At 70.0% G+C, this 14,356-nt stretch carries 9 protein-coding genes; 3 read left to right on the top strand and 6 right to left on the bottom strand.

Annotated features, from left to right (window positions below; genetic code table 11):
• Positions 1 to 232: 232 nt before the first annotated feature.
• Positions 233 to 1,144 (bottom strand): helix-turn-helix domain-containing protein, encoded by a 912-nt coding sequence (locus ACZ5CZ_RS22505; RefSeq protein ID WP_468945377.1) that lies wholly within the window; start codon positions 1,142 to 1,144, stop codon positions 233 to 235.
• Between the two features lie 124 nt (positions 1,145 to 1,268).
• Here ACZ5CZ_RS22505 and ACZ5CZ_RS22510 point away from each other — a divergent pair, with 124 nt between their 5' ends.
• Positions 1,269 to 1,760: a peptidoglycan-binding domain-containing protein gene (locus ACZ5CZ_RS22510; RefSeq protein WP_468945380.1), complete on the top strand. Its 492-nt coding sequence runs from the start codon at positions 1,269 to 1,271 to the stop codon at positions 1,758 to 1,760.
• Here ACZ5CZ_RS22510 and ACZ5CZ_RS22515 read toward each other — a convergent pair.
• Entirely contained in the window at positions 1,738 to 2,670 is a 933-nt protein-coding gene (locus ACZ5CZ_RS22515) for a helix-turn-helix domain-containing protein (protein WP_385845399.1), read from the bottom strand. The two genes, ACZ5CZ_RS22510 and ACZ5CZ_RS22515, sit on opposite strands and share 23 nt — an antisense overlap.
• 140 nt (positions 2,671 to 2,810) lie before the next feature.
• Between ACZ5CZ_RS22515 and ACZ5CZ_RS22520 the strand changes: the two genes are divergently transcribed.
• The gene (locus ACZ5CZ_RS22520; protein WP_468945383.1) at positions 2,811 to 3,353 is read left to right on the top strand and encodes a helix-turn-helix domain-containing protein; all 543 of its coding nucleotides are present in this window, start codon (positions 2,811 to 2,813) and stop codon (positions 3,351 to 3,353) included.
• A 30-nt stretch (positions 3,354 to 3,383) separates the two neighbouring features.
• Here the strand turns inward: ACZ5CZ_RS22520 and ACZ5CZ_RS22525 are convergent, their stop codons facing one another.
• Positions 3,384 to 5,018 carry a hypothetical protein gene (locus ACZ5CZ_RS22525; RefSeq protein ID WP_468945427.1) on the bottom strand — a complete coding sequence of 545 codons (1,635 nt, stop codon included), beginning with the start codon at positions 5,016 to 5,018 and terminating at the stop codon, positions 3,384 to 3,386.
• 80 nt (positions 5,019 to 5,098) lie between these two features.
• Positions 5,099 to 10,879 (bottom strand): RHS repeat-associated core domain-containing protein, encoded by a 5,781-nt coding sequence (locus ACZ5CZ_RS22530; RefSeq protein ID WP_468945386.1) that lies wholly within the window; start codon positions 10,877 to 10,879, stop codon positions 5,099 to 5,101.
• Between the two features lie 776 nt (positions 10,880 to 11,655).
• Here ACZ5CZ_RS22530 and ACZ5CZ_RS22535 point away from each other — a divergent pair.
• Positions 11,656 to 13,245, top strand: coding sequence for a hypothetical protein (locus ACZ5CZ_RS22535; RefSeq protein ID WP_468945388.1), 1,590 nt, complete (start codon positions 11,656 to 11,658; stop codon positions 13,243 to 13,245).
• A gap of 106 nt (positions 13,246 to 13,351) precedes the next feature.
• On the opposite strand, the gene ACZ5CZ_RS22540 is transcribed toward ACZ5CZ_RS22535, so the two are convergent.
• Together ACZ5CZ_RS22540 and ACZ5CZ_RS22545 are read right to left on the bottom strand one after the other, a co-directional pair.
• On the bottom strand, positions 13,352 to 13,996 hold the full coding sequence (locus tag ACZ5CZ_RS22540; RefSeq protein WP_468945390.1) for a GNAT family N-acetyltransferase: 645 nt from the start codon (positions 13,994 to 13,996) through the stop codon (positions 13,352 to 13,354).
• Positions 13,997 to 14,149: 153 nt separating this feature from the next.
• Positions 14,150 to 14,353, bottom strand: a complete 204-nt coding sequence (locus ACZ5CZ_RS22545) for an MbtH family protein (protein WP_067045059.1) — start codon at positions 14,351 to 14,353, stop codon at positions 14,150 to 14,152.
• Between the last annotated feature and the right edge of the window lie 3 nt (positions 14,354 to 14,356).

Below are 14,356 nucleotides of genomic sequence, written 5' to 3' on the forward strand. Positions count from 1 at the left end.
TGGGCAGGAGCCGTAGAAGCTGAGGCGAAAAGGGCTGGACCTGGTCGAGACGGGGCCGGACTCCGCTGACCGAGGTTCGCCCGTCTCCGGAATCCGGGCAGTGACCCCGGCGCCGACCAGATCGCCAACCGCAAGCGCAACAGCCGGCGAGGCGGTCGATCAAGGAGTCCGTGAAAACCCGCGGCTTCCCGAGGCGGTGACGGCAGCACCGGCTCGGGCGTGTAGTGGCAGGTCATCCCGTGGGCGACAGTGTGGGGGCAGGAGGATTGGGGGGCTCGGTCAACCGTTGGTCCCCTCCGGGACCCGTGCAGCCGTGCCGGCCCGAGGTGAGGACTGCGCAGGCCTTGACGGCCGACGGGGTGGGGGCGGCGAGCATGGCGGTGTAGGTGTCGGTGTCGTAGTGCACCTTGTTCTGCTGGGTGCTGTTGCGCGGCCCCACGATGCGGGCGATGTCGCCGGGGCGGCCCCAGCTGATGCGGGCCCACGCGGCCCGGCAGGCGTCGCTGTACCGCAGCTCCACGTAGACCTGCTGGACCTTGGTCAGGGCCGCCGTCCACGCGTCACCCCCGCAGCCGGCTTCTTTCGGGTCCTTTCCGGCGCAGCTGTCCGCGAAGCAGTTGACGTCGGCCTGCCTGCCTTGGGGCTCGGTTTTCGACACGGCGGCCCGTGCCCTGCCGGTCGACGAGCCACCCTTGACCAGCACGACCGCGGTGCCCGCGAGCAGGAGGGCCAACAGCAGGGCCGCCGCCCAGAGCAGCCGTGCGTCGTGCCGAAGACGCCGCCCCTTGTCGGACGACGGCGGAGTGGCCTCAGTGGGGTCGACGGGCGGTTCGGGCCGCGGGGCGGGTGGTGCGGGCCGTCCGCTTCCCGCCCGCTGATCGTGCGCGGCGGCGTTGGCCAGTTCCCACAGCGCTGCGAGCCGGGCGGGCTCCGCGTCGGACAACTGCCCCAGGACGGTGACCGCTTGCCGTGGCGGCAGTGTCTTGCCGTTGAGGTACCGGTCCCAGGAAGACTTGCTGTACGGGGTTCGCTCGGCGAGTGCCGTCAGGCTCAGTCCGCTGCGGATCTTCAACGTCCGTAGTTCGGTGACCAGTTGCCGGACGTCCGTCGCCAGGTCGTCCGGCAGTGGTTTCCAGTCGGTCACTGAGACCCCCCACCACCAGTTGTCCCACCTGTCTCCCACGGTAGCGGCGGGGCATAGACCACCAGCACCGTCAAATCTGCCAAATTCCTTGGCCGGTGCCCACGGACGCGGCTAAGACGGTTGGATGTGGGGAAAGACCGCGGCCGGTGCCGCGCTGTGTGTACTTCTCGTCGGGGCGCTGTGCGCGGGGGCCACTCGACCGCACGACGAACGAGAGCCGAACGGCCGGGTACTCCTGTCGGACCTGCACGCGGCGGACCTGCTGGTGTCCGGTCGAACGACGCGCAGTGACGTCGTGGGGCTGTGGCAGGCGATCCTGTGGGCCGACGGCTACACGGCGCGAAGACGGGTCTCCTGCGTGTACGACGGTCCGACGGCCGTCGCGACCCGCGCATGGCAGAGCAATCACCACCTCTCGGCGGACGGTGTGGTGGGACCGGCGACCTGGGGCACGGCCGCGGCGCGTCTGGCCCCGGTGGGCCGCTGGACGGTCTACCGGGGTGAGCGGTACGACCTTCCGCTGCGTCGGGACGCGGACGGATTCCTCGAGGTCTACGACGCCGGGGTGTTTCGTCGGCTACGGACCGACGAGGTCACCCTGATCCTGTGCCGGTGACGCGGTCGATCCAGCTGTCGTACAGCGTGACCCCGAGTTGGTGGCCGCCGACGACCACGGTCGCCGTCGCCGATCCCGGACCGCCCGCGACCATCGGGGTGCGGACCGCGCCGGCGGGGGCCGAGCTCCCCTCTCCCCCTCGCGTGGTGATGCGCAGGCCGCGCGTGGCCCCCGCCGACTCGACCTCTGCCCAACTGGCCTGACATGCCGGGCTGTACACGAGCTCCAGGACCTGGCCGTACGCCCGCAGGCGGTGGACGGTCACCCGGTCGCCGTCGCATCGCTCCCGGCCGGGATCCCGCCCCTCGCAGGCGACCGACCGGCATCCGGTCGTCGCGCTGTCGGCGCCGCCCGCCAGTGGGTACGGCCAGGCCGGCACGCCGGTCGGTGCGCCGTGTGGTGGGCGGTCGGCCGACCTGGCGTTCCACGGCCACACGAGCACGGCGACGGCAAGAAGCACGCAGACGGCCGCGACGCCGACCCAGGGTATGACCGGGCCGGCTGTCGCCCCGGGTCGCCCGGACGAGAGGGCGGCCGGCGGCGAGGGTGTGTGGGGCGGTGGCTCTCCGGCGGGCCCGGACAGGTCCAGGGCGGGGAGCGCCTCGGACACCCGCGATTCCGGCCCGGTGTCCAGGGGCTGCCCCTTCTGCCAGGCATGAGCGGCCGACTCCCACAACACCCGTAACTGCTCCCGGTCGGCATGCGCCAGTCGGCCCACTGCCTCCACGGCAGGCCAGGGCGGCAGCCGGGAACCGTTGACGTAGCGCCGCCAGGAACTGCGGCTGTACCCGGTTCTGGTGGCCACGGCCGCCGCGCTCGCCTCGCATCTGTCCAGGCACAGGCGCAGCTCCCGCACCAGCCGGACGACCTCGATCGGCAGGTCTCCCGGCAGTGGTCGCCAACGGCCCACAACGCCCCTCCCCGCTCGGTCCGTCGTGCCACGAACGTTCCCCGGGCGCATTCCAGCGTCCCACCGCGTTGCCCACGGCTCTGGCATCCTCGCAGGCCACGGGCCGGGCGTCCCGGATTTGGGTCAGGTGCCCGGCACCGATGGCCGCCGCGATCGCACCCGGCCAGACTCGTCGGCACCTGCGGCGGCCGAGCATCGGGCCGGCCGATCCGCCGTACGCACAGACTCCGGGGGTTCACGTGAACGCTGCGCGCCACGCCGTATCGAGGGGGCGGAGAAGCACAGGCCTTGGTGCGTCCCGCGGGACGGACGGCGGTCCGAGACCCGCGCCGAGGCCCACCGCGTCACCCGTCGACGGACTGCTCCGGGACATCAAGGCATTCGTCGAGGACCACCTTGCCGACGCCGATCTCTCACCGGCCTCGATAGCCGCCGCGCACCACATCTCCGTGCGGTATCTGCATCATCTCTTCCAGCGGGACCGGCGGAGCGTCGGCGCCTACGTGCGTCGACGGCGCCTGGAACGCTGCCGGGCGGATCTCGCCGACCCCGCTCTCGTCCGTCGCGGCGTCGGCCAGGTCGGGAGGCGATGGGGCTTCCGGGATCCGGCGGTGTTCAGCCGGGCCTTCAAGTCGGCGTACGGGGTCACGCCCGGGGCCTACCGCAGGCGACAGCTGCGGTAGGCCCCGGGACGCCCGTGCTCCTCCCCGTCCTCACCGGCGAGCGCCACGCTCCGCTCGTACGGCGGGCAGCAGGCCTCGCGGTGCGCGCTGCGGCTGCTCGTTGGAGTCGAGCGTGACGACGGCGCCCCCCGCGAAGGGCGTGGCGGGGCCAAAGTTGGACGCCCCGCCGAGCGCTCCGCGGGTGAGGACCTGCGAGCCGGTGACGGTGAGAGTGTCCCCGCTGAGGGCGGTGTTCAGCACGAACAGGGCTCCGGCCTGCAAGGAGCCGTCCTCCCACGGCGCGGTGACCAGCAGTTCGGGCCGTCCGTCGCCCGTCACGTCAAGGATCCGCAGGCCGTAGCCGAATCCCTCACCGACCTGGGCACTGGCACCGATCGCCGCGGCGTTCTCGTCGAAGGTGGCACCCGGGGCGGACAGCAGGCCCGCGCTGCCGCCCCGCAGCAGCGTCACCGTTCCGGTGTTGTTCTCGCGCAGCGCCCCCGTCGCCAGATCGGCGTACCCGTCGCCGTCGAGGTCCCCCACGGCCAGGGAACCGCCGAAGAAGTCGTTCTCCTCCGGAGTGCCGGGGATGCCAGGGCTGCTCTGGCTGATCGTCTGTACCCGGCTGGGGCTGATACCGCCGGACCCTCCGCGGGCGACGACGAGGGCGCCGGAGTACTGGGGCTCGCCGGAGGCACGGTCGGCGAAGACCAGGACGTCGGCGTTGTTGCCGCCGTGGAACCGTCCCACAGCGACGGTGCGCAGGTGGTCCTGGGTGTGGGTGTCCTGGACGCTGATGGAACTGGTGGCGGCCGCGTTGATGCCTCCCGAGGAGCCGGGGATCACCACGACGCCGCCCCAGGCGTCGGACACCCCGCTGATCGCCTCCCCGGGCGCGCTGACCACCAGGTCGTCCTTGGCATCGCCGGTGACGTCCCCGGCCGCGACCGACCAGCCGAACTTGTCCCCCGTCTCCGGCGTTCCCGGAACCCCGGAGGTGTCCTGCGAGACACCGACCGAGCGGCTCGCCGTGATGCCGCTGCCGCTGCCGAACAGGACGGTGACCGCGCCGGCCCGCTGGGTGCTGCCGATCGCCTCGCCGGGGGCGCCGATAGCGAGGTCCGCGAAGCCGTCCGCGTCGAAGTCACCGACCGCGAGGCTCGCGCCGAACCGATCGCCGGGCTCGTTGTCACCGGGGATGCCGGGCACGCCCTGGTCGATCTGCGCGAGACCGTTGGGGATGAGGCCCAGGTAGGGCGATTCGCGCTTGCCGTACAGGATGGTGACCATGCCGACGGCGAGGTTGCTGTTGATGCTCTCGCTCGGGTTGCCGATGGCGACGTCGGCGAGTCCGTCACCATTGAAGTCGCCCGTCACCAGGGACGCCCCGAAGGTGTCGTCCGACTCCCCGCTGCCCGGGACGAAGTCGTTGCTGTCCTGGCTGATCGTCACGGCGGGCCCTGCGGGAAGCGTGCCCCCGCCGGGTATCACGTAGATGGAGCCGCCCTTGTCGATCCCCTCCGCATTGGGGTCCCCGGCGAAGGTGAGCCGGGCCCCGGTGGAGACGACCATGTCGGGGATGCCGTCACCATTGACATCGGCCCGGGCGGCTACGCCGCCGGGGGCGGTCAGTGCCGCGTGCGGGTGGGGCCGGGCCAGGGCCTGGCCCGGCGCCGCAATCAACACAGCCAAGAGACCCAGTGAAGCAGCGACACAGGCTGCAATACGCTTGACAGACAACTGTCCTCCCGATTTCCCGGGGCTTATCAGCAGGGGTTTGTCAAACCTATGAGACAGGCGCTCCTCATAGGCGCTATCTCTCTGGACATGATCGCTCGGCCGAGGAAATTGTCCGGCACCGGAATCAGATCCCTTGCTGATCGGCCATAGCCGATGGAATACCCAGTCCACGCCTGGTCGCCAGTTCCATGCATCGCGCATGTAATTACCTTTGATCCGTTGCACATCGAGAAGTAGGAGCTCGACTGGTCTGACGGCTTCTTACTGGTGACCTGTGCCGATGCCGATACACCAACGACCATCCCGCTGAGTTTCAACCCACCTCCGAATGCCCCCCAGACCTGGCCATCCTGGATGGTGAGCGAGAAGCAGTAGAGCGCACACCCGTTTACACTGACCCCCACGTGTTGCCACGCGAACTTCGCCAGGGCTTTAGCTGGATCGGCATAGATGTTCTTATCGCCGGTAAACGGATCCGCCTTGCATGTGCCGGTCGAGAAGCCGAGAACCCCCTGGCAGAAGTTGTCCCAAGCGAACGCATTGCCCTGCGCCGCCCAGGCGAGGAGGTCACGGCGGGTGAGTAGACCACTTCCCTCGTATCCCATTTGCCGATACAACTGGACCATTCTCCGCAGTGTGTCCCAGTTGGCCCCGGGATGTACGGGCTGGCCGAGCCAGCGGTCGTCGTCATTACCGGCGCCCACGTCGGACGTTTCCTTGCCGTCCGGCCGTTGCCCCGGGGCGCAGGCGTTTTCGCCTGTTGTGCCCTCACACACGCGCAGCCCCGTCGGGTCGCTGAACGTCGTCGGGTTGCCGTCGGCGTACGTGTAGCCGTTCAGGGATTGCGGCTTTGTCTTGTCGTACAGGGGGTCCGGGGAGATGAAGCGGGCCAGGGACGGGTCGTAGTAGCGGGCGCCGATCTGGTCGAGGCCGGTGTCGGCGTCCTCCGTCTTGCCGAGGAAGCCTCGGTCGGTCAGGGGCACGGCGTCGGTGGCGCCGCGGTGTGCGCCGTAGGGGAGGTAGCGCTGGCGGGAGACCTTGCCCGTGGCGGCATCGATGGCGAGCTGGGTGGAGTTCTGCTGGTCGTTGGCCAGCCATTGCAGGGTGTCGGGCGTGCGCAGGGCGACGACGCTGCCGCCCGCGGTGTAGTAGCGCCTCGCGCTGACCGCCGAGCCGGTGCGGGTCAGTTCCATCCCGTCCAGGTAGAGCGTCGTGGCGCTCGGGCCGCGGCGGACCAGCCGGTCGCCGTCGGCGTTGTACGCGAACGACGTCGTCGCGCCCGCGCTGGTGACCGAGGTGAGGGAACCGTTGTCGGCCCAGGCCAGGGTGGCCGCGGTGCCGCCGACCGAGCGTGAGGTGAGGCGTCCGTCGGCGTCGTAGCCGTAGGTGTCGGAGCCGACGGAGGTGACCGCGTGCGGGCGCACCGCCGTCGGTCCGGGGTCGGGGTAGGAGTAGGTGCGCGTGGCGGCGTCGTCGGTGACGGCGGTCATGTCGCCTACGGCGTCGTACGAGTAGGCCAGCCGGTAGGGGTCCGTGCCTGTCTTGTCGGCACCCGAGGGCCCCGCGGAGCAGGCCGCCGTCGTCGTCCAGGCATTGCTCAGGCGCTGCAGGGCGTCGTAGCCGTAGCACTGGTTCTGCGGTACGGCCTGGGTCTGGTCGGTGACGGAGGTCAGGTCGCTGTCGTCGTCGTAGGCGTAGGTGTCGTACTGCACCCGGTCGCCGGCCACATAGCTCTGTACGGACGACAGGCGCTGGGCGCCGGAGCTTTCGTAGCCGTACTGCCGCTGCACGCTGCCGTCGGCCCCGTAACTCCTGCCCTCGAGCACTCCGTTGCCGTAGTAGGTGCTGGTCTTCACGTAGGTGGCGGCATCACCGGTCAGGGTGTCCGGGCGGCCGGTGTCCGTGTATCCGGTGGTGACCTTCTCGGCGGGCAGGCCGCCGGCCGCTGGATACGAGATCCAGGTCTGGTGTCCGGCGCGGTCGTATCCGTAGCCGTAGGCATAAGTGCCGGCCAGTGCTCCTTCGGCGGTCGGCACGGTCCATGTGCGGCCGGTGACCTGGTAGCGCAGGTCGTAGCCGGTGACGTCGACGCGGTAGGCCTGCCCCCCGCTCCAGCGGGTGGTCGTGGCGGGGCGGCCGAGGACGAACTTGGTGGGTGTTCCGGTCTGACCGGGCATGGGCACGGTGTCGTAGGTCCATTCGGCGAGCTTGGTGTCGCCCACCGAACCGGACCATTCGGTGCGTTTGCGGTTCAGCGCGTCGTAGGTGTAGGCGAGTGTCTTTCCGGCCGCGTCCTTCGTGGTGAGCACGTTGCCCGCCGGGTCGTAGGTGGTGGTCGACGGGCCGGCGTCGGGGTCACGGGTGCTGGTGCGGTGGCCGAGCCAGTCGTAGCCGTACGAGGTGAGGTTGCCGGCCGCGTCGGTGAGGGTGGCGACCTCTCCGCGCGGTGTGTACGTGTAGCTGGTGGTGGGGGTCGCGGACGGCGGCACGTCGCTGCCGGCGGGGACGTTCTCCTGCACCTTGGCGAGTCGGTCCAGGCCGTCGTTCCAGTAGGCGGTCCGGGCGCCGCGCGGTGGGGTGACCACCTTTCCGTCGCCGTAGTTGGCGGTGGTGGTCGTCCAGTCGACCGCGCCGTAGCCGTAAAGGGTGCTGGAGGTCTCCCGCTGCAGGGCGTCGTAGGTCTTCTCGGTCCACGAGGGGATCTCGCTGGGAGCCGGGTTGAGGAGCAGGTCCGGGTCGTCGCCGGGAGCCTGGGTGTTGTAGAGCGCTGCCGAGGTGCCCTTGGCCAGGCCCCGGTCGTCGTAGGTCGTGACGGTGACCGTGCGGCCGCCGGTGCGGGCCGCGCTGGGCGCCTGTACCTCGCGTGTGCGGCCGAAGCCGTCGAGATAGGTGTATGTCGGGAGCCACTGGGGGGTGCCGTCGGTGAGCGACTGCAGCTGGCGCGCGGTCACGACGGTCGGCTTGTCCGGCTGCGAGTTGGGGGCGGTTCCGTCGACGGTGACGCGGTAGGTGTACTCGTAGGAGGGCACCGCGCCGGCCGGCGGCGGGACGTCCACGGCGTTCGGCTTGGGTTCGGTCGGCAGCCACACCCGGACCAGCCGGCCGGCGCCGTCGTAGTCGGTTGTCGTGGTCAGGCCGTTGGGGTCGATGGTGCGGGACACCACTCCGAAGGCGCGGCTGGTGTACGTCGTGGTGCTCTGGTTCAGCGGATTGGTCGTCCTGGTGCCGTTCACCGGCCAGCCGCTGGTCGGGTTGTAGGACGTGGTGGTGGTGTGGTTGAGCGGGTCGGTGTCGGAGGTGACGCGGCCGTACTGGTCGTAGATCTTCTTCTCGTCGGAGTGGGACGTGTCGTTCCAGTACCGGCGGATCTCGGTCGGGTTGCCGTCGATGGGCTGGTCGCTGGTGCCGGGTGCGGTGGCGTTGTCGTAGAGGGTCACGGTGCGGGCCACCACTGGCCCGGGGCACTGCGTGGTGCTCGCGTCGGGGTCGCCGTTGTGCGTCTCCTGGGTTTCGGGATAGTCGAGCATCCAGCGCCAGTCGCTGGTGTTCTGCGCGTAGGTGATCTCGCTGCAGGTGTTGTCGGTCGCGGTGCCGATCTCGCCCCACTGGACCGTCCGGGTGGGCAGTCCACCGGTGCTGTAGCCGTCCTTGTCGCTGCCGGTCTGCCGCCAGGTCCCGTCGGCCCTCAGCTGCCGGGCCCGGGTCTGGTACGGGCGGATCATGTGGGCGTTGTGCAGGCCGGGGCCGTTCGCGGTGACGCCCGAGTCCCAGTAGGTGTACCGCTCGGAGGCGAGTTCGGTGCGCGAGCCGTCGGAGTTCAGACGGTAGTGGCGGGTCTGCAGCGTCTCGCCGCTCTTGGCGTGGTTGTCGGCGAACTGGTTGCCGTCCCAGTCCGTGAGGTTGACGTTCTTGGTGCCGCCGCTCTTGAGCTTGTCCCCGTCCATACCGCGGAAGTGGGTGGTCTCCGTGACCGTGCGCTGCTCGGCCGGCCCGCTGCCGTCGGTCTGCCGGACGGTGGCGTAGCCGCGCCAGTCGGCCCACTGCTGCTGGTCGGTGGGGGTGGTGAGGTCGTCGTCGTAGTGCCAGGCCGGTGTGCCCAGGTAGTCGTACTGGGTGGTCCTGGTGGGCGAACCACCGATCAGGTCGACCTGGTCGAGCTTGGTCACCAGGTACTTCTGGAAGACGCCGTGCACGGTCGAGGAGGCCCCTTCGGGCCGGTAGTCGACGCGGAAGCATTCCTGGTCGTTGGTGTCCCAGTGCTTGCCCGACTCCCAGGTGGAGTCGGAACCGTCGCTGGGACAGGTGGCGGCGGCGGAACCGTGGCCGTAGTGGATGTCCGTCGCACCGCCGAGCCCGTTCTGGATGCTGGTGATACGGCGCATGGGCATCGCCTTGGTGGAATCACCGCTGGGGTAGTCGACCCGGTTGTTGAGCCAGGCCCCGTCGAAGTCCACGGCGGGAAGAGTCACGTTCTCCGCCCATGTGCCCTGCACCTGGATGTAGTTGAGCCACAGCATCGCGTCGGTCGCGCCGGGCGGGTCAGGCATCGCATAGGTGGGTTGGATGCGGTCGACCTGTAGATAGGCCGAAGTAGCCGGGTCCCAGACCTGTGTGGTGATCGACGCCAGGCGCCGGGTGACGAAGAAGGCCGGGGAGTTCTTCGTGCAGTCCTGGCCGCTGGTGCAGATCAGATCGACCGGTACGTCAGGATAGTCGCTGTCGCTGGTGGAGGTCGGAGCGGAGCAGTTCGGGCTCTGCTTCGTGACGTCGGACAGGCAGCGGTAGGCGGTGGCGAAGTCCACGCGGTCGGCCGGCTTCTCGCCGGTCTGCATGCCGTACTCCACCCGGCTGAGGTATCCGCCCCTGTCGTAGGACTCCTTGTCGCCATTGGAGAAGCGCTTGTAGTAGTTGGTCTCCTTGGTCCAGGAGAACCGGGTGTCGTTCTCGTTGGGGTCCCGGATCTCGTCGAGGTTCCAACGGTACGTCTGGCGGCACAGTGACTGCGCCGCGTCGTGGCAGGGTTCGCCGCTGTCGTTGCCGACGACCGGCACCGTCCAGTTGGAGTCCTCGTGGTAGCCGAAGAAGTAGCGGGTGCCGTCGTCCGTGGAGACCACCCAGGCTTCCTTGCTGTTGTCGGAGTTGGCACCGTCGTAGGTGTGCTCGATCTTCCAGCCCGGGTCGTCCTCGGCGTGGTATCTGCCGTTGCCGTCCTTGATCAGCTCGGTGGTCGTGCCCTGCAGGGAGATGACGTACTCCGCGCCGTCCTCCGCGCCCGAATACGGCGAGCGCCAGCACAGGTCGGACAGGGTCGGGCTTCCGTCGTCGACGCACGTCCGGTACTTGCGCTCGATGAACCCGGGGTTCAGGTCCCAGCCCAGACCCGCCCAGGACGCCTGGTTGTTCGAGGCCGAGGTCCGGCCGTCGACCGACTGCGAGGAGTACTCCAGCGACAGGTCCGGCGCCTTGCCGTAGGGCGGAGGGGGCAACGGGAGCGGGTAGGAATACCGGAAGTCACCCGACTCAGGTCCGACCGACCACTTACCGGACGCCTTGAGATCGGTGGCCCGGTAGTCGCCGGAATCACCGGACGCGGTGCTCACCAGGGTGTACACCGCGTTGTCGGCCAGCGGCACCCGGGCGCTGATCCGCCCCTTGTCAACGTCGTTGTCCGCGGGTACGAAGGCTGGCCGCCCTCGGCACGGTCTGGCGTCCAGCACGCACCGCGGCAGGCGTTCCATCCGTAGCCGGCTCGCGAGGTCGCCGCCGGCGGCATGACGGAACGACGCGTAGTCCATCGTGACGGTCACGGGAGCGGTCGCGGGTCTCGCCTGAGGTACTGCGTTGTCGGCGCGGGCAGCGGTGAAGACGTATCCGATGGCTCCCAGCCGCCGCGCCGTGGCCCGGTCGTAGGTACGCACCGCAACCCGAGCTGCAGTGTCCCCAGTTGCCGTCAGGCCGAGCCCGGTCCCCGGAAGCTTTGCAGTGTGTCCCTCGGTGACATCGAGGGTGGCGGAACGAGCCGTCGGCCAGGTGGGCGCCGCCGGTGACGCGGAGGAGACGGCCTCCCGGTCACGGCGCCTGGCCGCGGCGGGCAGCGGACGACCGGGTACGGACTTCTCCCTGCGCGGTGTCCCGGTATGCGCGGAGGCCTTCGCGGTGACGGTGGTCAGTGCGGAGGCGGGGACGGCCCCCTGGAGCAGTCCGGCGAGGATCAGTGGCGGGCACAACAGTGCCAGCCACCGCGACAGTCGTCTGCGTACCTTCACAAGCCTCTCCCCCTCAGCCTGTCCAGGACGGCCGCCGGCCATAGGCTGCGGCAACCTCAGCAGTGGAACCCCGGCGAGCCTTTCACCGGCGGCTGTCCGATGCATTGACCGTGAACGCAATGCCGTTGTCGCTCAGCGCATGAATTCGGGCCCCCAGGCCCGCGGCGGGCGACCGCGGCGTGCGGGCCCGGATCACGGTGTCGGCGTCGGCCGCGGAGGCACGGAACCCCAGTTGGAGTCGCTGTTGCTCCGACAACGGCCACGTCGGCGTTCATGCCGTGGCATGGGTGAGCAACTCCCCTTTTCGGAAGCGCGTCGTGGCAGGCGAGCACCGCCTCGACGACTTCAGGTGGTTGACCGAGCAGCCTCGTCGGGCGCACCGTCGTCGTCGCACCGTCCGCCGCTCGCCCACCCGCGACCAAGAGGCTTTCGTCACCATGAAGACCCGCAACGACCGATGCCGCCCGCGCCGGACAGGCCGTCTCCTGGCCCTGGCCCTCGCCGCCGGTGCACTGCTGTGGCAGCCAGAGCCGGCTGCGGCGACGCCGACAGGCCCGGAGCCGGCCGCCGTGCAGGCGATCGCTGCCCGCACGGTGTCAACGGTCGACGGCGGCTTCGGCCTCGCGGCCACCGACCTGAGTGACCGCGTCGCCGATCTGACCACCTCGCTGCCCACACAGGGCGTCCAGAACCTGCTCAGCCAGGCCGACAAGTCGATCAGCAGCGGAACGGCCTGCGCGACTGATCCGTTCGGCGCCGGCGACGGCGGCATCGCTCCGCTGGCTCCGGCCGTCAAGTACTGCTGGAGCGACGACGATGCCCTGAACCACGAATGGATCCCACAGGGAATCACCGGTGTCTCGGATGCCCAGGCCGATGAGTACTGGGGTACGAAGCGGCCCCTGATCGCTTCCTGGTACGACGACTCCACCGCCTGCACGCCCGCCGGTACACCGGCGTGTGCCGACAAGGGGGTGCGCTTGTCCTTCCTCGACCCGGCCACCGGAAAGTATCGCCACGTCCTGCTCGCGGCGCCGTACTACAACTCCTACGGGCACATCTCGTACCGGGCGATCAACATCCACGCCGGCGGCATCGCCTGGTACAAGTACCGCCTCTACGTCACCGACGCCCTGCACGGACTGAGGGTGTTCGACCTGCGTGACATCCTCGACCTCGACCCGGACCGGAACCCCAGCACGAACAACAGCACCCCCGACGGCCTGACCAGCAACGTCCAGGACAACGGCAAGGTCGGACGGCAGAGCAACGTCTGGTACTCCTACGGCTATCGCTACGTCCTGCCGCAGGTGGGCTCTTACGATTTCGTCAGCGCCCAGTACAACAGCTCAGCCGGCACGTGCGAGTCGAGTGGGGCGCCCAAGGCGTCCTACCTCTCGGTCGACCGCAGCAGCAGCCCCCCGCAGCTCATCATGGGCGAGTACTGCACCACCGACTCCACTCATCCCGACAACGGACGCATCGGCGCCCTGCCCGTCGACGACACGGACGGATCCCTCCTGGCGACTGCCGACGGCCTGGTGTCGGCGGTCGCCACCTACGCGCTACCCGTGAAACAGGTCCAGGGGGCCTCCCGTTACGCCGGCCGCTGGTATCTCAACCAGAGCCATCGCTACAGCAATGCCAGTCTGTGGCGGGCAGCAGTGGGAGGCGACGGCGCCCTGGCGGTGACCGGGGGCGAGATCCGCACGGCGGTCGGCGCCGAGGACATGTACTACGAGCACGGTCAGGCCACCGGCGCGGCACCTTTGCTCTGGTCGCAGAGTGAGCACCGCGCCGACATCAACGACCCTTCCTGTGCAGCGACCGGCCCCACACCCGACCCGACGCCCTGCGGACGGGTGATCTATGCCCACCGGGTGAGCGACATCCTCACCCAGCCGTGAGGCGCATGCGCCGCTTCATGCGAAGCAGCCGGCCCGTTCGGTGCACCGGCAAAACTGAATGCCGCGCAGGGGATGGAAGCGCCCTCTGAGGCTCCCATCCTGTCGGTCATTCCATGGCGAGTGAGCCGTCAGCGGCCGGGGCGGGCACGGTGGCGGCCGGAGCCGCATCCGTCGCCCCCGCGGGCAACGGAGCACGGTCCGCCGCTCCGGCCCCGGAGGGCGCCCGGTCCGCCGGCCCGGCGTCGGCGGGCAGGGTGGGTACGACCAGCATCTTCGTCACGGAGCCGTCCTCGTCGACGACGTCCCGGACGTGCCGGAAGCCCAGTCGGCGGCACATGGCGAGGCTGGCGGTGTTGTCGGCGCCGACCATGCCGTACGCCTCGGTGAGCCCGAGGTCGTCGGCGGCGTGCCGGAGCAGGCCGCGCACCACCTCGGCCCCCAGGCCGCGGCCCCAGTGGGCGGGGGCGAGCGCGGTGACGAGTTCGTGGCCGTCGACGTTGCCGGTCGGCTTGATCTCGGCGTGGCCGACATAGGTGCCCGCCAGCCACAGGCCCCACACGTCGAAGCGGCGCTGCGGGTAGACGTCGGTGAGGATGGCGCGGAACAGGGTGCGCAGGTCCGCTTCGGGCACCAGATCCTGGCCCATCCAGCGGCACACCTCCTCGTTGCGCAGGAGGGCGACGAAGTGGTCCTCGTCCTCGGCTCTGTAGGGGAGGAACTCCAGGCGTTCGGTGTGGAGTACGGGGATCATGGCGGGCTCCTCGGGCTGGTGCGGCACGGTGCTGGGTGGCCGAGGGCGGTGGGGCGCCCGGTGGTGGTGCGGTCGGGAGGCGGCGGTGCGGTCGGGGGGGCGGCGGTGCCGGGCCGGCTGTGGGCCGGCCCGGCGTGCCGTGGTGCGGGCCGGTCAGGCGCCGGCGTTCTCCATGCGCTCGCGCAGGCTCTTGGGCCGCATGTCGGTCCAGACCTCGTCGACGTAGGCGGAGCACTCGGCCTCGGTGCCCTCCTTGCCGACGGGCTGCCAGCCGGCGGGCACCTCGATGTCGGCGGGCCACAGGGAGTACTGCTCCTCGTCGTTGCGCAGCACCTGGTAGCGGGTGTTCTCGTCCATGTC

The sequence above is a fragment of the Streptomyces sp. NPDC031418 genome, from assembly GCF_055581605.1.